The organism is Neochlamydia sp. AcF84 (assembly GCF_011087585.1).
Classification (GTDB): Bacteria; Chlamydiota; Chlamydiia; order Chlamydiales; family Parachlamydiaceae; genus Neochlamydia.
The window spans coordinates 37314-59448 of the sequence record NZ_VJOT01000072.1 but is presented as its reverse complement, the minus strand read 5'-3'; the positions used below and the strand labels follow the sequence as shown (position 1 = coordinate 59448).

The window sequence follows — 22135 nt, the reverse complement described above, 5'->3', positions numbered from 1 at the left end:
ATGGCATTAAAAGATACGGTCAAAAATTTAAGAGACCTGCTTCAGAACATTACTAATGATTTAGAAAAAGCTGAGAAAGGCAACAAAGCAGCTTCTCAACGTGTTCGTACAGGAACCGTTAAGCTTGAAAAAGTTTCTAAGCTTTATCGTAAAGAATCTATCAAATCTGAAAAAACGACGAAAGGTACAAAAAAAACAGCTAAAAAAGTAACTGCTCCTAAAAAAGCTTCCAAGCCAGCTGCAAAACCAATCGCTACAAAGCCAGCTGCAAAACCTGCAGCTAAGCCAAAAGCTAAAACACATAAAGCTAAGGCACGTCCTTTTTCCTTAAAAAGACCTACCGCAAAACTTCCTACGAAGCAAGTGGGCTGGAGATAATTGATAGTTTTTTAGGGGGGTTTATTACCTCCCCTTTACCTCACTTTCCTTATCGAATTCGAAAAATTTATCTGACCAGGTGAATAAAAAAATCCACCTAATAGAGGCGCTTATATTTTTTAAGTTGTTTACCTTGTTGTACAAAGCTTCTAACTGTTCCTAAATCACCTTGCTTTTATATAGCTGCTTATTTAACCTTATTATTTGACCAAAATTTAATAATCTAGCGATATGCCTTATTCTAAACAAACTCGTTTTGCGAATGTTAAAATAAATGAATTTTCCAAGAGAGGACATGGCTTAGGTCGCATCGAACGTTCAGAAGAGGAAATTAAAGAAGCTGAGATAGCGTTTGCAATCCCTGGAGATGCAGTCCATTCTGTGCTACATAGCAGAAATAAAGCGCACTGGGTAGGAGGAATACAAAGAATTATTGAGCCTTCCAAAGACCGAATCATTCCTAAATGTATACATTTTGGCTCCTGTGGTGGGTGTCAGTGGCAACAAATGTCTTACGATACTCAACTGCGTTACAAAGAATCTTTAGCTAAAGATATTTTCCGCAGTGTAATCACGCCAGAGACCCATCTGGTTCCTATTATGCCCTCAGAATCCGAATGGAATTACAGAAACAAAATGGATTTTACCTTTTCAAGAGATTTAAATAAAACTAAGTACTTAGGCTTGATTCTTGACTCTACAAAAGGAAAAGTTTTTAATCTTGTGGAATGCCATCTTCCCAACTCCTGGTTTACTCAAGCTGTCCATGCGGTAAAGTCTTGGTGGGAAGAATCAAATTTAGAAGCCTATTACCCTATTAAGAATACCGGCTCATTAAGGTCCTTGACGCTACGTGAAGGAATGAAGACAGGAGATCGCATGGTAATGTTGACGGTCTCTGGTAACCCTGATTATGCTTTGCAAAATTGCCATCTTGAAAGCTTTGTTCATGCTTTACATACTGCTATTGAACCTCAACAGTCAGATGCTAAGTTAAGTATATTTGTTAGGATTCAACAGATAAGTCCTGGTATGGCCACTAACTTTTATGAAATGTTACTTTATGGACCTCAATATATTGAAGAAGAACTGGACATTCAGGCAGATGTTGAAAAGCCTGCAGTAACCTATAAGTTTAGAATTAGCCCTTCTTCTTTTTTCCAGCCTAATATAAGGCAAATAGAAAAGGTTTATTCTTTAGCCCTGCAGTTAGCAAAGGTAAACAAAGAAGATATCATCTATGATCTTTTTTGCGGCTCAGGAGTGTTAGGTATTTGCGCTTCAAAAAACGTTAAACAGGTAATAGGTATAGAGATCTCTCCGGAAACAGCTTTTGATGCGCGTCAAAATGCTGCTTTGAATAATAGGCAGAATGTCACTATTATTTCAGGAGCGGTGCGCTATGCTTTGGGCCAAATTCAAGATGAAAATTTATTTCCTTTACCTGATTTAGTCTTATTAAATCCTCCACGCGCAGGTCTTGATCCTCTCACGATGAAACATTTACTTCGTCTCAATGCTCCCAAAATCCTCTATATTTCTGGCAATCCTCAGGCCCATGTAGCTAATATTGCTGAGCTATCGCAGAATGGTTATACAGTAAAATATATTCAACCTTATGACCAATTTCCTCAAACTATCCATGTCGACAGTTTGATTCTCCTAGAAAAAACTCCATCAAACATATAGGCTCTTCTTGAAATTTACGATTTGTAAGGCCGATACTTGCTCCCGTGCAAGAGTAGGGCGCATAGAGACTGCCCATGGGGCGATAGAAACGCCTGTTTTTATGCCTGTAGGTACTCGGGCAGCTGTTAAAACCTTGACTAATCAGCATCTGTTAGATATGAAAGCTCAAATTATCTTGGGTAATACTTATCATCTGATGCTTCGTCCAGGGGTAGAGATCTTGGCTAAAGCTGGTGGCTTGCATGCTTTTATGAATTGGCAAGGCCCTCTACTTACTGATTCAGGAGGATTTCAAGTTTTTTCTTTGTCTGCTCTTAACAAAGTCACCGATAAAGGAGTCCATTTTCAATCGCATATTGATGGCTCGCGTCACTTTTTGGGACCCGATGAGAGCATGTTCATTCAAAAAACTATAGGCTCTGACATTGTGATGGCGTTTGATGAATGTACACCTTATCCTTGTGAAAAAAAAACTGTGGAAAAAAGCTTAGAAAGAACCCATCGTTGGGCGGAGCGTTGTAGAAATTATGACTTGCAACCTCATCAAAATCTTTTCGGAATCGTACAAGGCGGAGTGCATGCTGATTTGCGTCAGCAGTCTGCTCAGTTTTTAGCTAATCTAGATTTTCAAGGATATGCTATCGGCGGCCTTTCTGTCGGCGAGCCTGCTTCGATTATGTATGAGGTACTCGATCACACCGTGCCCTTCATGCCGGTAGAAAAACCACGCTATTTGATGGGAGTAGGAACGCCGCGTAATCTAGTGGAGAGTGTAATGCGGGGAGTCGATATGTTCGATTGTGTGATGCCTACGCGAAATGCACGCAATGGCACGGCTTTTACTTGGGCCGGAAAAGTGCAGATAAAAGCTGCTCGTTATGCTGAAGATTTCTCGCCTCTCGATCCTTCTACCCCCTCCTATACTTCTCAGTTCTCTAAAGCTTACTTACGTCATCTCCTCAATGTGGATGAAATGACCGGCCTAACATTAGTTACGTTACAAAATCTAGCCTTTTATCTAGATTTTATGCAAAAATTAAGGGAAGCAATAAAAAATGATACTCTAGCCGATTTTTATCAAAAAGTTTGTGCGTTGTATCCGCATTAAAAGGATGAAATATGATTATGAAAATGACTTGCTTTTCTACACTTGGCTTTACTATGTTGAATAATACGATAGCTTTTGCGCAAGAAAACACTAATCTTGAAATTGTTCCTCGCGATCAAGGAATGACTCAAACTTTTGTAATGATTGCGATCGCTCTGATTTTCTTCTATTTGATCTTATGGAGGCCTGAACAAAAACGTCGTAAAGCCATAGAAGAGCAGCGTAATGCCTTAAAAAAAGGTGATCGAGTAACCGCTATGGGAATTGTCGGAACGATCGTGCGTATAGAAGACAATACTGTTATACTCAAAATGTATGATGGCTCAAAGATCGAGATGCTTAAAGCAGCTATTACTGATGTAGTAGCAGCCACAGAGGAAGAAGCTAAAAAAGCTGATAAAGAAGAGCGAAAAGTTGAGGAAAAAAGCTCTTAAGGAAGATAGTTATGCCACTTGATGATGATTATTCTCACAAAAGGCAAGAGATGGTAAGGACACAGCTTCTTGCCCGAGGAATTACTGATCCAGCTACCTTGGAAGCTATGCGGCATGTCCCTCGTCACTTATTTGTTCCTGCTTCTATGCAAGAAGATGCCTATGAAGATAGGCCTTTACCTATAGGGGAGGGGCAAACTATTAGCCAGCCTTTCATAGTGGCTTTAATGAATCAACTAGCTGAAATTACACCTGATTCAATTGTATTAGATATTGGCACTGGCTCAGGGTATGCAGCAGCTGTAGCTGCTTATACAGCGCAAGAAGTCTACACTGTTGAATTTTTGCCTAACTTAGCGCATGCGGCTCAAGAATGCTTTAAGCAGCTAGCCTATCTTTCTATCCATTGCAAGGTGGCAGATGGCTCCTTAGGCTGGCCTGAACATGCCCCTTATGATGCTATCATTGTGGCAGCAGGTGCTCCTGCTATTCCTCAAACTCTTATCAAACAACTAAAGATTGGCGGTCGCCTGATTATTCCTGTGGGCGATAGTTTTAGCCAACTTTTACTGCGCCTGCGTAAAACCTCTGAGGAAACATACGCTCAAGAGACCTTTGAACCTGTCCGTTTTGTTCCTTTAATAGGTAAAGAAGGGTGGGAAAGTTAGGAGAAAAATGGCCAGCAAACTAAGGCAAATAATGAAAGGTTATTTCATCTTACGCCATCAAGGGCGCGTTTGGCTAGCTTTGATAGGGAATTTTTTCTTGTTAGTTGTTGCCTTCCTATTCTCGATGCCACTTTCAGCAAAAGTTGTAGAAACGCATCGTTTTGCTGATATCCTGCAAGAGGTAGATCCACATTCTATAATTTTTTTTGACATTGATGATACTCTGATTAATACGACGAGTATATTGGGCAATACCCCATGGTGGAGTTATTTTGTATCTAAAATGTCTACTGCTAATTTGTCTAAGGAGGAAGCTCGTTTAGAAGTTAATAAAATCATTCAAAAGATTATGCTTCAAGTTCCGATGAGGCTGATAGATCCTTCTGCTGCTGAAATTATCAAAAAACTTCAGCAACAGGGAATTCTTACTTTTGCTTTAACAGCTCGTTGTTTAAATCCTGATTACATGCAAGAGGCTGACCTTTGTGCCTATAAACATCTAAAAAGTGTGGGCATTGATTTTTCTCTTAATCGACTGCCAAAATTGATTGATTCTAACTCCTACAAATGCTTTTCTCAAGGCATTATTTTTACCGATTATCAAGATAAAGGCCCCTTCTTAAAAAACTTTTTAAACCATCATTCTCTTCGCCCTAGTAAAGTTATATTTATCGACGATAGTCCCCGCCATATGAAGTCTGTAGAAAGTATGGTGGAAGCTATGGGTATACCATTTTGCGGTTTTAGATACAGCCAACTAGATCATTTCCATAAACAATTTGATCCTTTACTAGCAAACATTCAACTAGAAGCCTTTCTTCAAAATGATCGCCTACTATCAGATGAGGAAGCATTAAAAATAGCTCAAGCAGAACCTGACAAAAATCCAGACTATTTTATTAATGAGCTTATAAGGAAGTGGCAAAATTAAAACTTTTAACACGCTTACCTAATTTTTTATACAAGTTTTACATCTATCTTCTGCCCGGCAGCTTTTCACCACATCGGCTTCCTTGCCCTATTTTAGCGCATCGCTTTTGACCTTCTCTTTTGGATAGCCTTGACTTACCCATGCTTTTTCTACTGATTCCCAGCAATTATGCTCGAGGAGTTGCCTTAAGCCTTCCTTATCAGAGATAAGGCCTCCTAAGCTTTTTACAACCATGATAATCGGCTCGGTCTAAAGATCCACAAGGTAGGAGAAGATAAGATAAAAATTGAAAAAGGAATAAGACAAACTGCTCAAGCTTCTATAAAAGATAAGTGTCTCTCTTTTTTTCTTAAAATAAAAATTGCTTAATAAAGAAGAAAAAGATTAATTTTCTGGCAAAAAGGTAGGGACTAGTTCCTTAAAAAAGCAGGCTACATCTGCCCCATAAGGTAATAGCTTACCATACAATCTTAAGGAGCTTTTATATGATGCCGTCAGATTCTATCTCTAGCACCCCAATAACTTTTCGTACTACAGTTTCAGAGAATATAGAAGATCCCGTCTCAGGAGAGCTGATGACTCGGGCGGTTACTTTGTTTCCTTGTGGCCATACCTTTAACGAAGATACCGTCATCCAATGCTTAGCACGCAATAAACTTTGTCCTCTAGATAGAACGCTTATTGAAAGGCATGCACCTAACTACACGGTCAGGCACCTGGCCGAAACGGCTGAGTCTCATCCATTAGAAGAAATTAAACGTGAGCCTAGTGAGGAAGCTGTAGGATATTTCTTACGCGGCAAAGAACTTGTTGAAAAAGGAGAGCATGCCACTGCTATAGAAGCTTTACTACAAGCTTTGCAATTAACTCCTACGTATGAAAAAGCCCAAGCCTATCTTGAATTTTGCCTTAAACGCTCCTCAGAAGCTTCTTTATCTTTACAGTCCCTTCCTCTTGCTTTTTCTGATAAAGGTAAAGAAAAAAGCCTTCCTTCTGCAGATTCTTCTAAAGAGCTCTATACTGAGCTCTTATTCAATCTTTTAGAAGAACCTTCCATTCAAAAGCATTCAACCTTAAAGAAAATGCTAGAGAATCAATTGGAAGAGTTGATGAGCCAGGACAGCGAAGAACTGACCGAGAAAGATAAGCTAAGCTATAAATGGACGGAAAAATTATTAGGAGAAAATAAAAAGATTAGACAATTTGTCCTCAAAAAATTGCGCCAAATCCACCAAAGTTCTTCCTCCCTTGCCCCAACCGCTCCTCAATCTTCTATTTCTACTGCTTCTTCAACCTCCTCTAAAGAAATCCCACCTCTTTCTCCTCTATCCATCACACCTATTTCTATGACCTCGCTTTACAATGCAATCATTCAAGTTCATTTTCCTGAAGGGAATCGGGATTTTATAGAACAAGCGCGTATTTTGGATAAGATTTATGAAATTGAGCCTAATCTTAATCTTTCGGTTGAAGAAAAAGTGCCCTATATCTTTCAAAAGCTCTTTACCTTAGCCGTCTCTCTTTCTCCCTTAGAATTTGAAGAGAACTCAAGAGAAAGCAGGGTCTTTACTCTTTCTAATTACTCCTCCTATCTATTGAATATTAACCGCCTTTTAATCTGGCAGAAGCTACCAGGAGGAACCGAGTATTTAAACCAACCGCAGATTCAAGCTTTACCTTTAAAGAAAAAAGGAGAGCTGTTAATGCAGTGGATACAAGAGTATGGTAATGGTATCACTTTCCTGTGGCTTGATGGGTTAGACTTGACCTTTTTACCGCCAGAACTCTGGCAGCTGTCTGAGCTGCAGACGCTTGGCTTAAGCAGCAACCAGCTAGCCACTATTCCTGCCGAAATTGGGCAGCTGTCTGAGCTGCGATGGCTTGAATTAAACGGCAACCAGCTAACCACTATCCCTGCGGAAATTGGGCAGCTGTCTGAGCTGCAAATACTTTACTTAAGGAACAACCAGCTAACCTCTATTCCTGCGGAAATTGGGCAGCTTTCTCAGCTGCACGAGCTTACCTTAAGCAGCAACCAACTTACCGTTATTCCTGCGGAAATGGGGCAGCTTACTAAGCTGCAAGTTCTTAGCTTAAACAACAACCAGTTAACTGCTATCCCTGCCGAAATTGGGCAGCTTTCTAAGCTGAAAAGCCTTTGGTTAGATGGCAACCGGCTCACCAACCTTCCTGCGGAAATTGGGCAGCTCTCTCAGCTGCGGATGCTTTACTTAAGAGACAACCAGCTAGCCACTATTCCTGCCGAAATTGGGCAGCTTTCTCAGCTGCAAGAGCTTCTTTTAAGTGGCAACCAACTTATCGTTATTCCTGCAGAAATCGGGCAGCTTTCTCAGCTGCAAGAACTTCGTTTAAATGGCAACCAACTTATCGTTATTCCTGCGGAAATCGGGCAGCTTTCTCAGCTGCACACCCTTTTGTTAAGGAACAACCAGCTAACCACTATTCCTGCGAAAATCGGGCAGCTTTCTCAGCTGAAAACGCTTAACTTAAACCATAACCAGCTCAACAGTTTGCCTATGGAAATCGGACAATTGCCTGAACTGCAAAGTCTTGACTTAAGTTTCAACCAGCTAACCGCTCTTCCTGCAAAAATTGGGCAATTGTCTCAGATGCGAGTGCTTGACTTAAACAACAACCAGCTTACCTCCCTTCCTGCAGAAATTGGTCAACTGTCTCAGCTACAATGGCTTTACTTAAGCAACAACCAGTTAACTGCTATTCCTGCGGAAATTCGGCGGCTTCCTCAACTTATTGAGCTTAGGGTTGAGAAAATTCGCTTTATAGGATATAAATGCAGCCCCTGGTAGTTCATCATAATTTGATGGACGCGATTGGACCGACGATCGCTACAAATATGACATCATAGGTTTTCAAGTGGCTTAAGCTTTGGGACTATAAGGAGAGGAGGAATAGAGTATTAACTTTCATAGGGCTCCTAAGCTTTTTACAACCATGATAATCGGCTCGGTCTAAACTCACCAACGTATGAGAAGATAAGATAAAAATTGAAAAAGGAATAAGGCAAACTGCTCAAGCTTCTATAAAAGATAAGCGCCCCTTCCTTTTTTTCTTAAAATAAAAATTGCTTAATAAAGAAGAAAAAGAGTAGTTTTCTGGCAAAAGGTAAGGATTAGTTCTTTAAAAAGCAGGCTACAGCTGGCCTCATAAGGTAATAGCTTACCATAAAATCTTAAGGAGCTTTTATATGATGCCGTCAGATTCTACTTCTAGCATCCCAATAACTTTTCGTACTACAGTCTCAGAAAATATAGAAGATCCCGTCTCAGGAGAGCTGATGACTCGGGCGGTTACTTTGTTTCCCTGTGGCCATACCTTTAACGAAGATACCCTCATCCAATGCTTAGCACGCAATAAACTTTGCCCTCTAGATAGAACGCTTATTGAAAGGCATGCACCTAACTACACGGTCAGGCACCTGGCTGAAACAGCTGAATCCCATCCATTAGAAGAAATTAAGCATGAGCCTAGTGAGGAAGCTGTAAACCATTTCTTACGCGGTAAAGAGCTTGCTGAAAAAGGAGAGCATGCCACTGCCATAGAAGCTTTGCTACAAGCTCTGCAATTAACTCCTACGTATGAAAAAGCCCAAGCCTATCTTGAATTTTGCCTTAAACGCTCTTCCGAAGCTTCTTCATCTTTACAGTCCCTTCCTCTCGTTTTTTCTGATAAAGGTAAAGAAAAAAAACTTCCTTCTGCAGATTCTTATAAAGAGCGCTACACTGAGCTCTTATTCAATCTTTTAGAAGAACCTTCTATCCAAGAGCATTCAACCTTAAAGAAAATGCTAGAGAATCAATTGGAAGAGTTGATGAACCAGGACAGTGAAGAACTGACCGAGAAAGATAAGACCAGCTATAAATGGACGGAAAAATTATTAGGAGAGAATAAAAAGATTAGGCAATTTGCTCTCGAAAAATTGCACCAAATTCATCAAAGTTCTTCCTCTCTTGCCCCAACCGCTCCTCAGTCTTCTATTTCCACCTCTTCTTCAACCTCGTCTAAAGAAATTCAAACTCTTTCTCCTCTATCCATCACGCCTATTTCTATGGCCTCTCTTTACAACGCAATCCTCCAAGTTCATTTTCCTGAAGGAAATGGGGATTTTATAAAACAAGCGGGTATTTTAGATAAGATTTATGAAATTGAGCCTACTCTTCCTATTGAAGAAAAAGTTCCCTATATCTTTCAAAAGCTCTTTACCTTAGCCGTCTCTCTTTCTCCTACAGAATTTGAAGGAAATGCTAAAGAAAGCAAGGCCTTCACTCTTTCTAATTACTCCTCCTATCTGCTGAATATTAACCGCCTCTTACTTTGGCAAAATTTACCAGATGGAACAGAATATTTAGATCAACCACAGATTCAAGCTTTACCTTTAAAGAAAAAAGGACCGCTGTTAACACGATGGATAGAAGAGTACGGTAAAACTATTACTTACTTATATTTTTCAGGCTTATATTTTTCAGGGTTAACCTTTTTGCCGCCAGAAATCGGGCAGCTTACTAAGCTTGACACGCTTTGCTTAAGCAGCAACCAGCTAACTGCTCTTCCTGCAGAGATCGGGCAGCTTTCTCAGCTGACAACGCTTGACTTAAGTTGCAACCAGCTAACCGCTCTTCCTGTAGAAATCGGGCAGCTTACTAAGCTTGACACGCTTTGCTTAGGCGGCAACCAGCTAACTGCTCTACCTGCAGAGACCGGGCAGCTTGCTAAGCTGGAAATGCTTAACTTATGCCATAACCATCTCACCAGTTTGCCTCCAGAAATCGGACAATTGTCTGAACTGCAAACGCTTATCTTAAGTTACAACCAGCTAACCGCTCTACCTGCAGAAATCGGGCAATTGTCTCAGCTGAAATGGCTTGACTTAAGTTGCAACCGGCTAACCGCTCTTCCTGCAAAAATTGGGCAGCTTTCTCAGCTGGTAATGCTTGACTTAAGCAACAACCAGCTAGCTTACCTCCATGTGGAAATTGGGCAGCTTTCTCAGTTGGAAATACTTGACTTAAGGGGCAACCAGCTAACTGCTATTCCTGCGGAGATTCGGCGGCTTCCTCAACTTATTGAGCTTAGGGTTGAGGAAAATCGCTTTTTAGGAAATAAATGCTACCTCTGTTAGTTCATCATAATTTGATAGACGCGATTGGACTGAAAATGGCTGCGGATATGATAATCTATGCTTTTTAAGTAAGTTATGACTGTAAAGTGAGTAGGAAGAGAAAGTGAACCTTTGTAGGCCTCCTAAGCTTTTTACAACTATGATAATCGGCTCGGTCTAAACTCACCAACGTATGGGAAGATAAGCTAAAAATTGAGAAAGGAATAAGAGAGATCGCTAAAGCTTCTATAGAAGATAGATGACCCTTCCTTTTTTCTTAAAATAAAAATTGCTTAATAAAAAAGAAAAAGAGTAATTTTCTGGTAAAAAGGTAAGGGCTAGTTCCTTAAAAAGCAGGCTACATCTGTCCCATAAGGTAATAGCTTACCATAAAATCTTAAGGAGCTTTTATATGATGCCGTCCGATCCTACTTCTAGCACCCCAATAACTTTTCGTACTACAGTTTCAGAGAATATAGAAGATCCCGTCTCAGGAGAGCTGATGACTCGGGCGGTTACTTTGTTTCCTTGTGGCCATACCTTTAACGAAGATACCGTCATCCAATGCTTAGCACGCAATAAACTCTGTCCTCTAGATAGAACGCTTATTGAAAGGCATGCACCTAACTACACGGTCAGGCACCTGGCTGAAACGGCTGAATCTCATCCATTAGAAGAAATTAAGCATGAGCCTAGTGAGGAAGCTGTAGGACATTTCTTACGTGGTAAAGAGCTTGCTGAAAAAGGAGACCATGCAGCTGCTATAGAAGCTTTACTACAAGCTTTGCAATTAACTCCTACGTATGAAAAGGCCCAAGCCTATCTTGAATTTTGCCTTAAACGCTCCTCAGAGGCTTCTTCATCTTTACAGTCCCTTCCTCTCGCTTTTTCTGATAAAGAAAAAGGCAAAGAAAAAAGCCTTCCTTCTGCAGACTCTTATAAAGAGCGCTACACTGAGCTCTTATTCAATCTTTTAGAAGAACCTTCCATTCAAGAGCATTCAACCTTAAAGAAAATGCTAGAGAATCAATTGGAAGAGTTGATGAGCCAAGACAGTGAAGAACTGAACCAGAAAGATAAGCTAAGTTATAAATGGACGGAAAAATTATTAGGAGAAAATAAAAAGATTAGACAATTTGCCCTCAAAAAATTGCGCCAAATCCACCAAAGTTCTTCCTCCCTTGCCCCAACCGCTCCTCAATCTTCTATTTCTACTGCTTCTTCAACCTCCTCTAAAGAAATCCCACCTCTTTCTCCTCTATCTGTAACACCTCTTTCCATGGCCTCTCTTTACAACGCAATCATCCAAGTTCATTTTCCTAAAGGGAATGGGGATTTTATAAAACAAGCGCGCATTTTAGATAAGATTTATAAAATTAAGCCTAATCTTTCTATTGAAGAAAAAGTTCCCTACATCTTTCAAAAACTTTTTAACTTGGCCGCTTCTCTTTCTCCTTCAGAATTTGAAGGAAATGCTAAGGAAAGCAAGGCTTTTACCCTTTCTAATTATTCCTCCTATCTGCTAAATATTAATCGCCTCTTACTATGGCAAAAGTTACCAGGAGGAACAGAATATTTAAACCAACCCCAGATTCAAGCTTTACCTTTAAAGAAAAAAGGAGAGCTGCTAACGCAGTGGATAGAAGGGCATGGTAAAAATATCGTTACCCTGAACCTAAATGATTTAGGCTTGACCTTTTTACCGCCAGAACTCTGGCAGCTTACTAAGCTGGAAGAGCTTTGCTTAAACGGCAGCCAGCTAACTCACCTCCCTGCGAAAATTGGTCAGCTTTCTCAGCTGAAATTCCTTCACTTAAGGTGGAACCAGCTAACCGATATTCCTGCGGAAATCGGGCAGCTTTCTCAGCTACGATGGCTTTGCTTAAACGGCAACCAGCTAACCGATATTCCTGAGGAAATCGGGCAGCTTTCTCAGCTGCGATGGCTTTACTTAAGTCAAAACCAGCTTGCCAGCCTTCCTGCAGCCATCGGGCAGCTTTCTCAGCTCGAAACGCTTGACTTAAGTTACAACCAGCTAACCGCTATTCCTGCGGAAATCCGGCGGCTTCCTCAACTTATTGAGGTTAGGATTGAGGAAAATCGCTTTTTAGGAAATAAATGCTACCTCTGGTAGTTCACCATAAACTGATAGATGCGAGTAGACCGAATATAGCTGCCGATATCACCCTCTAGGTTTTCAAGTGGCTTAAGCGTTGGGATTATAAGGGGTAGGAAGAGAAAGTGAACCTTTGTAGGCCTCCTAAGCTTTTTACAACCATGATAATCAGCTCGGTCTAAACTCACCAACGTATGGGAAGATAAGATAAAATTGAAAAATGAATAAGACAAACTGCTCAAGCTTCTATAAAAGATAAGTGTCTCTCCTTTTTTTCTTAAAATAAAAATTGCTTAATAAAGAAGAAAAAGATTAATTTTCTGGCAAAAAGGTAGGGACTAGTTCCTTAAAAAAGCAGGCTACATCTGCCCCATAAGGTAATAGCTTACCATACAATCTTAAGGAGCTTTTATATGATGCCGTCAGATTCTATCTCTAGCACCCCAATAACTTTTCGTACTACAGTTTCAGAGAATATAGAAGATCCCGTCTCAGGAGAGCTGATGACTCGGGCGGTTACTTTGTTTCCTTGTGGCCATACCTTTAACGAAGATACCGTCATCCAATGCTTAGCACGCAATAAACTTTGTCCTCTAGATAGAACGCTTATTGAAAGGCATGCACCTAACTACACGGTCAGGCACCTGGCCGAAACGGCTGAGTCTCATCCATTAGAAGAAATTAAACGTGAGCCTAGTGAGGAAGCTGTAGGACATTTCTTACGTGGTAAAGAACTTGCTGAGAAAGGAGACCATGCAACTGCCATAGAAGCTTTACTACAAGCTTTGCAATTAACTCCTACGTATGAAAAAGCCCAAGCCTATCTTGAATTTTGCCTTAAACGCTCTTCAGAGGCTTCTTCATCTTTACAGTCCCTTCCTCTCGCTTTTTCTGATAAAGAAAAAGGCAAAGAAAAAAGCCTTCCTTCTGCAGACTCTTATAAAGAGCGCTACGCTGAGCTCTTATTCAATCTTTTAGAAGAACCTTCCATTCAAAAGCATTCAACCTTAAAGAAAATGCTAGAGAATCAATTGGAAGAGTTAATGAGCCAGGACAGCGAAGAACTGACCGAGAAAGATAAGCTAAGCTATAAATGGACGGAAAAATTATTAGGAGAAAATAAAAAGATTAGACAATTTGCCCTCAAAAAATTGCGCCAAATCCACCAAAGTTCTTCCTCCCTTGCCCCAACCGCTCCTCAATCTTCTATTTCTACTGCTTCTTCAACCTCCTCTAAAGAAATCCCACCTCTTTCTCCTCTATCCATCGCACCTATTTCTATGGCCTCTCTTTACAACGCAATCCTCCAAGTTCATTTTCCTGAAGGGAATCGGGATTTTATAGAACAAGCGCGTATTTTGGATAAGATTTATGAAATTGAGCCTAATCTTAATCTTTCGGTTGAAGAAAAAGTGCCCTATATCTTTCAAAAGCTCTTTACCTTAGCCGTCTCTCTTTCTCCTACAGAATTTGAAGGAAATGCTAAGGAAAGCAGGGTCTTTACCCTTTCTAATTACTCCTCCTATCTATTAAATATTAACCGCCTCTTACTCTGGCAAAAGCTACCAAGAGGAACAGAGTTCTTAAACCAACCACATATTAAAGCTCTACCTTTAAAGAAAAAAGGAGAGCTGTTAGCGCAGTGGATAGAAGAGCATGGTAAGGATATCGCTTTCCTGCATCTAAATAGGTTAGGCTTGACCTCTTTACCACCAGAACTCTGTCAGCTTACTAAGCTGCAAGTTCTTAGCTTAAACAACAACCAGCTAACCGCTCTTCCTGCGGAGATTGGGCAGCTTACTAAGCTGCAAATTCTTAGCTTAAGCTGCAACCAGCTAATCTCTATTCCTGATGAAATAAGACAGCTTACTAAGCTGGAAATGCTTGACTTAGGATACAACCATCTAACCTCTATTCCTGCGGAAATCGGTCAGCTTACTAAGCTGGAAATCCTTTTGTTAGCCGACAACCATCTAACCTCTATTCCTACGGAAATCGGGCAGCTTACTAAGATGGAAAACATTGACTTAAGTTGCAACCAGCTCACCGTTATTCCTGCGGAAATCCGGCAGCTTACTAAGCTGAGAAGCCTTGTCTTAAACAACAACCAGCTCACCGTTATTCCTGCGGAAATCCGGCAGCTTCCTCAACTTCGTAGGCTTACAACTTGGGGAAATCGCTTTTAAGGGGTGTCTCTTAAAGTGAATAAAGGTGTTTTCTTAAGAAAGAGCCGTGGCAAGCATAAGATAATTTTTAGGCTGGAAAATAAGCTGCTTATTAAAGATTATTTTCATGCTTACCCCTCTTTCTAGACAAACTTTTTTCTAAGAACTAAATGATACCTCTGGTAGTTCACTATAAACTGATAGAGGTGATTAGACCGAAAATGGCTGCGGATATGACACCCTAGGTTTTTTAAGTAAGTTAGGATTTGTAAGGTGATAGGAAGAGAAAGCGAGCCTTTGTAGGCCTCCTAAGCTTTCTACAACCATGATAATCAATTCGGTCTAAACTCACCAACGTATGAGAAGATAAGATAAAAATTGAAAAAGGAATAAGACAAACTGCTCAAGCTTTTATAAAACGTAGACGACTCTCCCTTTTTTATTAAAATAAAAATTGCTTAATAAAGAAGAAAAAGAGTAGTTTTCTGGCAAAAGGTAAGGATTAGTTCTTTAAAAAGCAGGCTACAGCTGGCCTCATAAGGTAATAGCTTACCATAAAATCTTAAGGAGCTTTTATATGATGCCGTCAGATTCTACTTCTAGCATCCCAATAACTTTTCGTACTACAGTCTCAGAAAATATAGAAGATCCCGTCTCAGGAGAGCTGATGACTCGGGCGGTTACTTTGTTTCCTTGTGGCCATATCTTTAACGAAGATACCGTCATCCAATGCTTAGCACGCAATAAACTCTGCCCTCTAGATAGAACGCTTATTGAAAGGCATGCACCTAACTACACAGTCAGGCACCTGGCTGAAACAGCTGAATCCCATCCATTAGAAGAAATTAAGCATGAGCCTAGTGAGGAAGCTGTAAACCATTTCTTACGTGGTAAAGAGCTTGCTGAAAAAGGAGAGCATGCCACTGCCATAGAAGCTTTACTACAAGCTTTGCAATTAACTCCTACGTATGAAAAAGCCCAGGCTTATCTTGAATTTTGCCTTAAACGCTCCTCAGAGGCTTCTTCATCTTTACAGTCCCTTCCTCTCGCTTTTTCTGATAAAGAAAAAGGCAAAGAAAAAAGCCTTCCTTCTGCAGACTCTTATAAAGAGCGCTACATTGAACTCTTATTCAGTCTTTTAGAAGAACCTTCCATTCAAAAGCATTCAACCTTAAAGAAAATGCTAGAGAATCAATTGGAAGAGTTGATGAACCAGGACAGTGAAGAACTGACCCAGAAAGATAAGCTAAGCTATAAATGGACGGAAAAATTACTAGGAGAGAATAAAAAGATTAGGCAATTTGCTGTCGAAAAATTGCGCCAAATCTACCAAAGTTCTTCCTCTCTCATTCCAACCGCTCCTCAATCTTCTATTTCCACCTCTTCTTCGTCTATAACCTCGATTAATGAAATTCCACCTCTTTCCATGACCTCGCTTTACAATGCAATCATCCAAGTTCATTTTCCTGAAGGGAATAGGGATTTTATAGAACAAGCCCGTATTTTGGATAAGATTTATGAAATTGAGCCTAATCTTAATCTTTCGGTTGAAGAAAAAATACCCTATATCTTTCAAAAGCTCTTTACCTTAGCCGCTTCCCTTTCTCCATTAGGATGTGAAAAGGACTCAAAAGAAAGCAAGGCTTTTACCCTTTCTAATTATTCCTCTTATCTGCTCAATATTAATCGCCTCTTACTATGGCAAAAGTTACCAGGTGGAACAGAATATTTAGATCAACCACAGATAAAAGCTTTACCTTTAAAGAAAAAAGGAGAGTTGTTAACACGGTGGATAGAAGAGAACGGCAAAACTATTACTTACTTAATTTTAAGTTCTTTAGGATTAAACTTTTTGCCGCCAGGACAGCTTACTAAGCTGGAAACGCTTGACTTAAGCTTCAACCAGTTAACTGCTATTCCAGAGGAGATCGGGCAGCTTTCTCAGTTGCAACAGCTTTACTTATTCCACAACCAGCTAACCGTTATTCCTGCGGAAATCTGGCAGCTTTCTCAGCTGAAAACACTTCACTTAAGCGACAACCAACTTACCGCTATTCCTGCAGGCATCGGACAACTTTCTCAGCTGAAAGCGCTTTACTTAAGCAACAACCAGCTAACCGCTATTCCTAAGGAGATGTGGCTGCTTACTAGGTTACAAGGGCTTAATTTAAGCCGCAACCAGCTCACCAGCCTTCCTGCAGAGATAGGGCAGCTGTCTAAGCTGCAGGTCCTTTCGTTGTTCGGTAACCAGCTAACCGCTATTCCTGCTGAAATTGGGCAGCTTACTAGGTTACAAGAGCTTAATTTAAGCCGCAACCAGCTAACCGCTATTCCTAAGGAGATGTGGCTGCTTACTAGGTTACAAAGGCTTAATTTAAGCAACAGCCATCTAACAGTTATTCCTGCGGCAATCTGGCAGCTTTCTCAGCTGAGGTGGCTTGACTTAAGCAGCAACCAGCTAACCGCTATTCCTGCGGCAATCGGGCAGCTTACTAAGCTGGAATGCCTTGACTTAAACAACAACCAGCTAACCGCTATTCCTGCGGAAATCGGGCAGCTTCCTCAACTTCGTGTTCTTAGAACTGAGAGAAATCGTTTTTAAAGGGTGTCTCTTAAAGTGAATAAAGGTGTTTTTTTAAAAAAGAGCCGTGGCAAGCATAAAATATTTTTAAACTGGAAAATAGGCTGCTTATTAAAAATTATTTTCATGCTTACCCCTCTTTTTAGGTAAACTTTTTTCTAAGAACTAAATGCGCCCTTTTGTAGTTTATCGATAGATGCAATTAGACCGAAAATGGCTGCGGATATGATACTCTAAGCTTTCAAGTGGCTTAAGCGTTGGGACGATAAGGAGAGGAGGAAGAGAAAGCGAGCCTTTGTAGACCTCCTAAGCTTTCTACAACCATGATAATCAGTTCGGTCTAAACTCACCAACGTATGAGAAGATAAGATAAAAATTGAAAAAGGAATAAGACAAACTGCTCAAGCTTCTATAAAACATAGACGGCTCTCCCTTTTTTATTAAAATAAAAATTGCTTAATAAAGAAGAAAAAGAGTAATTTTCTGACAAAAAGGTAAGGACTAGTTCTTTAAAAAGCAGGCTACATCTGCCCCATAAGGTAATAGCTTACCATAAAACTTTAAGGAGCTTTTATATGATGCCGTCAGATTCTACTTCTAGCACCCAGGTAACTTTTCGTACTACAGTTTCAGAGAATATAGAAGATCCCGTCTCAGGAGAGCTGATGACTCGAGCGGTTACTTTGTTTCCTTGTGGCCATACCTTTAACGAAGATACCGTCATCCAATGCTTAGCACGCAATAAACTTTGTCCCCTAGATAGAACGCTTATTGAAAGGCATGCACCTAACTACACGGTCAGGCACCTGGCTGAAACAGCTGAATCCCATCCATTAGAAGAAATTAGGCATGAGCCTAGTGAGGAAGCTGTAGGACATTTCTTACGTGGTAAAGAACTTGCTGAAAAAGGAGACCATGCCACTGCTATAGAAGCTTTACTGCAAGCTTTGCAATTAACTCCTACGTATGAAAAAGCCCAAGCCTATCTTGAATTTTGCCTTAAACGCTCTTCAGAGGCTTCTTCATCCTCACAGCCGCTTCCTCTCATTTTTTCTGATAAAGAAAAAGGCAAAGAAAAAAGCCTTCCTTCTGCAGATTCTTCTAAAGAGCGCTACACTGAGCTCTTATTCAATCTTTTAGAAGAACCTTCCATTCAAGAGCATTCAACCTTAAAGAAAATGCTAGAGAATCAATTGGAAGAGTTAATGAGCCAGGACAGCGAAGAACTGACCGAGAAAGATAAGACAAGCTATAAATGGACGGAAAAATTATTAGGAGAGAATAAAAGGATTAGGCAATTTGCCCTTGAAAAACTGCAGAATATCCACCAAAGTTCTTCCTCTCTTTCCCCAACCGCTCCTCAATCTTCTATTTCCACCTCTTCTTCAACCTCGTCTAGAGAAATTCAACCTCTCTCTCCTCTATCCGTCAGATCTATTTCCATGGCCTCGCTTTATAACGCAATCATCCAAGTTCATTTTCCTGAAGGGAATGGGGATTTTATAAAACAAGCCCCTATTTTGGATAAGATTTATGAAATTGAGCCTACTCTTCCTATTGAAGAAAAAGTTCCCTATATCTTTCAAAAGCTCTTTACCTTAGCCGTCTCTCTTTCTCCTTTAGAATTTGAAGAGGACTCAAAAGAAAGCAAGGCTTTTACCCTTTCTAATTACTCCTCCTATCTGCTAAATATTAACCGCCTCTTACTCTGGCAAAAGTTACCAGGAGGAACAGAATATTTAAACCAACCGCAGATGCAAGCTTTACCTTTAAAGAAAAAAGCAGAGCTGTTAGCGCAGTGGATAGAAGAGCATGGTAAGGAGATCACTTTCCTGCGCCTAGATGGGTTAGGCTTGACCTCTTTACCACCAGAAATAGGGCAGCTCTCTCAGCTGCAATGGCTTTACTTAAACGACAACCAGCTAACCACTATCCCTGCGGAAATTGGGCAGCTTTCTAAGATGAAATGGCTTTACTTAAACGGCAACCAGCTAACCACTATCCCTGCAGAAATAGGGCAGCTTACTCAGCTGGAAATGCTTAACTTATACAACAACCAGCTAACCGCTCTGCCTGCTGAGATAGGGCAGCTTACTCAGCTGGGAACGCTTGACTTATACAACAACCAGCTAACCGCTCTGCCTGCTGAGATAGGGCAGCTTACTCAGGTGGGAACGCTTAACTTATACAACAACCAGCTAACCGCTCTGCCTGCTGAGATAGGGCAGCTTTCTAAGATGAAATGGCTTTATTTATTCAACAACCAGCTAACCGCTCTGCCTGCTGAGATAGGGCAGCTTTCTCAGCTGCAATGGCTTTACTTAAACGACAACCAGCTAACCACTATCCCTGCGGAAATTGGGCAGCTTTCTCAGTTGGAAATGCTTGACTTAAGAAGCAACCGGCTAGCCGCTATTCCTGCGGAAATCCGGCAGCTTCCTCAACTTAGTGTTCTTAGAACTGATGGAAATCGCTTTTAATACTACAGTGGTAAATATAAACATAGCTTCCTTTACTTTTGATAATGGTAATAACAAGCACTCGCTTGATGCTTACGACGCCAATTAGACCATTCTAACCAATAGCTCCAGCATTGCTTGATAGAGGTGTCTACATATATCACGCTAGACGCCTAGCTTCTTGTAAGGTATATCTAATCAAATTAAATTCCGTACTTTTAGAAACTTCTTCATATGAAGCCGACGAGCTTTTTTTTTCTTCTCTAGTAGATTGAAAGCATCGCGCAAGCCCGAAAGGAAAGTTAAAGCTAATAAACAAAGCGTCATGTGTCGATACCAACCTGTATAGCTTCTCACCTCATAGTGGTCAAGTCCAATTTCTCCTTTAGAAGCTTCAAAGCATTCCTCGATCGTCCAACGGCTTCCTGCAGCTTTGACCATATCTTGTAAAGTAACATTATTGAGACAACAAGCTATATAATAAGCTACATCGCGAGGGTCTTTCATGTTACGTCTTAATAAAAGCCAACGTGTCCGCCCTTCAGGGCTATCTGAATTGACTTCTAGACGATACCAATGATAATAACGTTCGCCTTTCGCTCCTTTTCCTGCCGATAAACTCTGCCAATCTTTTGGCTTAATTTCTGCAAGAAAGTGGCTGACTGGACTTCGATCAAAATCTATGCTCACATAGTAAATAAGTTATTTTGCATTAACTGCTTGGATCGTTAAAGACTGAGATTAATAGGCAAAGAAAAAGAAACAGAGATTACCAAATAAGTTTTAAGCTTTCTTGATCTTTTTAAGCTTGCTTAAAATACAGAGAGTAAGGCAATATAGCGCTACATTCTGCACCGGTAGCTCAATCGGATAGAGTACCCGGCTACGAACCGGGCGGTTAGAGGTTCAAATCCTCTCCGGTGCAATGATTATCCATACAATTGTATCAGGTCCTTTTCAAACGAATGCTTATGTCATTAGCTGCCCTGCCACTTTGCAAGCAGCAATCATCGATCCTGCTCCAGGAAGCGCATCGGCAATTATAGATTATCTCACTAAAAATCACTTACTTACTTCCAAAATCCTTTTAACTCATTCACACTGGGATCATATTGCTGATGTGGCGCCCCTTAAAAATAAATATAAGATTCCTGTTTATGTCCATTTATTGGATGCAAAAAATGTAGAAAATCCTGGAAGTGATGGCTTGCCATGTTGGATTGATATAGAGGGGACTGAACCTGAGCATTATGTGAAAGCGGGTGAGAAGGTTGCTGTAGGGAATGTTACTTTTGAAGTCATCGAAACTCCTGGTCATACTCCTGGTGGTGTTTGTTTTTATAGTCAAGAAGAGCAGCTGTTATTCTCAGGGGATACTTTATTTAAAGGTACGATTGGCAATTTATCTTTTCCCACGGCACGACCTTCCCTTATGTGGGATTCCTTGTCAAAGCTTGCCAAGCTACCACCGGATACACGTGTATTTCCAGGCCATGGAGAGGCCACGACGATAGGTGCAGAAGAATGGCTAGAGAAGGCCGAAGAGTTTTTTGGAAATTAAGGATAAAGATAAAAAAAGGAGTTTACGATGGGTGTGTTAGTGGGTAAGCAAGCCCCCGAATTTAGGGCAAAAGCGGTTGTAGAAGGGCGAATTATCAACAATTTCTCATTGGTTGATTTTTTAGGTAAAAATGTCGTTTTTTTCTTCTATCCTTTAGACTTTACTTTTGTGTGTCCTACAGAATTACATGCCTTTCAAGAAAAAATAAAAGAGTTTGAAAAAAGGGATACTCAGTTGGTTGCTTGCTCGGTAGATAGTCCCTATTGCCATGCGGCTTGGCTAAATACTCCTAAATCAAAAGGAGGCATTCAGGGCCTAACTTATCCCATTGTGTCTGATATGAACCGTTGTATTGCCTGCGATTATGACGTACTTATTCAGCATGAAGGTATTGCTTATCGAGGGCTTTTTATTATAGATAAAAAAGGTATTGTACGTCATCAGGTTGTCAATGATTTGCCACTAGGCCGCAATGTCGAAGAAGTTCTGCGGATGCTAGATGCCTTAGTCTTTATTGAAGAGAATGGCGAAGTTTGTCCTGCTAATTGGCAAAAAGGTAGTAGGACAATGAAGCCTACTAGCGAAGGCCTCGAGCACTACTTTACCCCCCTTTAAAAATTACAGCGCGTGATACATGTTTAACTAGTAAGTGTAGCGCTGGGATTGATTTATAGTGTTTTAATTAAAGGCAATGATCTTGATCATTCCCTTGCTTAGTTATGAAGCTTAATAATTTGCTTGAGCTCCTAGTCAACAGATTTTTAGGTTTTCATTTAATATTTTTAAGGTTCATATCTAGCCATTTAACCTTTGTAAGCTCTTGATCTTTTATCTTTTGGGTTTTTTTCTTACGCAGGGGTGTTTTTTTTACCCTTTCCTTTAATGGATTACCAAACACTTTTTTTGAA

The 22135-nt window shown here is 40.4% G+C and carries 16 protein-coding genes and 1 tRNA gene; 15 read left to right on the top strand and 2 right to left on the bottom strand.

The genetic code is table 11. From position 1 onward, the window contains the following. From NEOC84_RS08245 to NEOC84_RS08220, 6 genes are all read left to right on the top strand, one after another. Positions 1-378: a histone gene (locus NEOC84_RS08245; protein WP_166157923.1), complete on the top strand. Its 378-nt coding sequence runs from the start codon at positions 1-3 to the stop codon at positions 376-378. A 231-nt stretch (positions 379-609) separates the two neighbouring features. Continuing rightward, the gene (rlmD, locus tag NEOC84_RS08240; protein ID WP_166157920.1) at positions 610-2067 is read left to right on the top strand and encodes a 23S rRNA (uracil(1939)-C(5))-methyltransferase RlmD; all 1458 of its coding nucleotides are present in this window, start codon (positions 610-612) and stop codon (positions 2065-2067) included. Positions 2068-2074: 7 nt separating this feature from the next. Further along, positions 2075-3175, top strand: a complete 1101-nt coding sequence (gene tgt, locus NEOC84_RS08235) for a tRNA guanosine(34) transglycosylase Tgt (protein ID WP_166157917.1) — start codon at positions 2075-2077, stop codon at positions 3173-3175. Positions 3176-3186: 11 nt separating this feature from the next. Next, on the top strand, positions 3187-3609 hold the full coding sequence (yajC, locus tag NEOC84_RS08230) for a preprotein translocase subunit YajC (RefSeq protein WP_242678240.1): 423 nt from the start codon (positions 3187-3189) through the stop codon (positions 3607-3609). Positions 3610-3620: 11 nt separating this feature from the next. Further along, a complete protein-coding gene (locus NEOC84_RS08225) occupies positions 3621-4277 on the top strand; it encodes a protein-L-isoaspartate(D-aspartate) O-methyltransferase (RefSeq protein WP_166157914.1) in 657 nt (218 codons plus the stop codon). Between the two features lie 7 nt (positions 4278-4284). Beyond that, positions 4285-5208 (top strand): DUF2608 domain-containing protein, encoded by a 924-nt coding sequence (locus tag NEOC84_RS08220; protein ID WP_166157911.1) that lies wholly within the window; start codon positions 4285-4287, stop codon positions 5206-5208. A gap of 87 nt (positions 5209-5295) precedes the next feature. On the opposite strand, the gene NEOC84_RS08215 is transcribed toward NEOC84_RS08220, so the two are convergent. Beyond that, positions 5296-5442 (bottom strand): hypothetical protein, encoded by a 147-nt coding sequence (locus tag NEOC84_RS08215; RefSeq protein WP_166157908.1) that lies wholly within the window; start codon positions 5440-5442, stop codon positions 5296-5298. Between the two features lie 251 nt (positions 5443-5693). Here NEOC84_RS08215 and NEOC84_RS08210 point away from each other — a divergent pair, with 251 nt between their 5' ends. The 6 genes from NEOC84_RS08210 to NEOC84_RS09795 all read left to right on the top strand — a co-directional run bounded on the left by NEOC84_RS08210 (position 5694) and on the right by NEOC84_RS09795 (position 19687). Then, positions 5694-8036 (top strand): leucine-rich repeat domain-containing protein, encoded by a 2343-nt coding sequence (locus NEOC84_RS08210; RefSeq protein WP_166157905.1) that lies wholly within the window; start codon positions 5694-5696, stop codon positions 8034-8036. A 398-nt stretch (positions 8037-8434) separates the two neighbouring features. After that, the gene (locus tag NEOC84_RS09800; protein ID WP_207391840.1) at positions 8435-10366 is read left to right on the top strand and encodes a leucine-rich repeat domain-containing protein; all 1932 of its coding nucleotides are present in this window, start codon (positions 8435-8437) and stop codon (positions 10364-10366) included. Between the two features lie 391 nt (positions 10367-10757). Next, positions 10758-12479 carry a leucine-rich repeat domain-containing protein gene (locus NEOC84_RS08200; protein WP_166157902.1) on the top strand — a complete coding sequence of 574 codons (1722 nt, stop codon included), beginning with the start codon at positions 10758-10760 and terminating at the stop codon, positions 12477-12479. A gap of 395 nt (positions 12480-12874) precedes the next feature. Then, on the top strand, positions 12875-14647 hold the full coding sequence (locus NEOC84_RS08195; RefSeq protein WP_166157899.1) for a leucine-rich repeat domain-containing protein: 1773 nt from the start codon (positions 12875-12877) through the stop codon (positions 14645-14647). A 556-nt stretch (positions 14648-15203) separates the two neighbouring features. Further along, positions 15204-17228: a leucine-rich repeat domain-containing protein gene (locus NEOC84_RS08190; protein ID WP_166157896.1), complete on the top strand. Its 2025-nt coding sequence runs from the start codon at positions 15204-15206 to the stop codon at positions 17226-17228. A gap of 554 nt (positions 17229-17782) precedes the next feature. Continuing rightward, the gene (locus tag NEOC84_RS09795) at positions 17783-19687 is read left to right on the top strand and encodes a leucine-rich repeat domain-containing protein (RefSeq protein WP_207391839.1); all 1905 of its coding nucleotides are present in this window, start codon (positions 17783-17785) and stop codon (positions 19685-19687) included. Between the two features lie 177 nt (positions 19688-19864). Here the strand turns inward: NEOC84_RS09795 and NEOC84_RS08180 are convergent, their stop codons facing one another. Beyond that, positions 19865-20356, bottom strand: coding sequence for a hypothetical protein (locus NEOC84_RS08180; protein WP_166157891.1), 492 nt, complete (start codon positions 20354-20356; stop codon positions 19865-19867). Between the two features lie 161 nt (positions 20357-20517). Here NEOC84_RS08180 and NEOC84_RS08175 point away from each other — a divergent pair. The 3 genes from NEOC84_RS08175 (at position 20518) to NEOC84_RS08165 (ending at position 21842) form a co-directional block, all read left to right on the top strand. Then, positions 20518-20591: transfer RNA gene (locus NEOC84_RS08175), tRNA-Arg, on the top strand. Beyond that, on the top strand, positions 20592-21227 hold the full coding sequence (locus NEOC84_RS08170) for an MBL fold metallo-hydrolase (protein ID WP_166157888.1): 636 nt from the start codon (positions 20592-20594) through the stop codon (positions 21225-21227). A 27-nt stretch (positions 21228-21254) separates the two neighbouring features. Beyond that, on the top strand, positions 21255-21842 hold the full coding sequence (locus tag NEOC84_RS08165) for a peroxiredoxin (protein WP_166157885.1): 588 nt from the start codon (positions 21255-21257) through the stop codon (positions 21840-21842). The last annotated feature ends 293 nt before the right edge of the window (positions 21843-22135 follow it).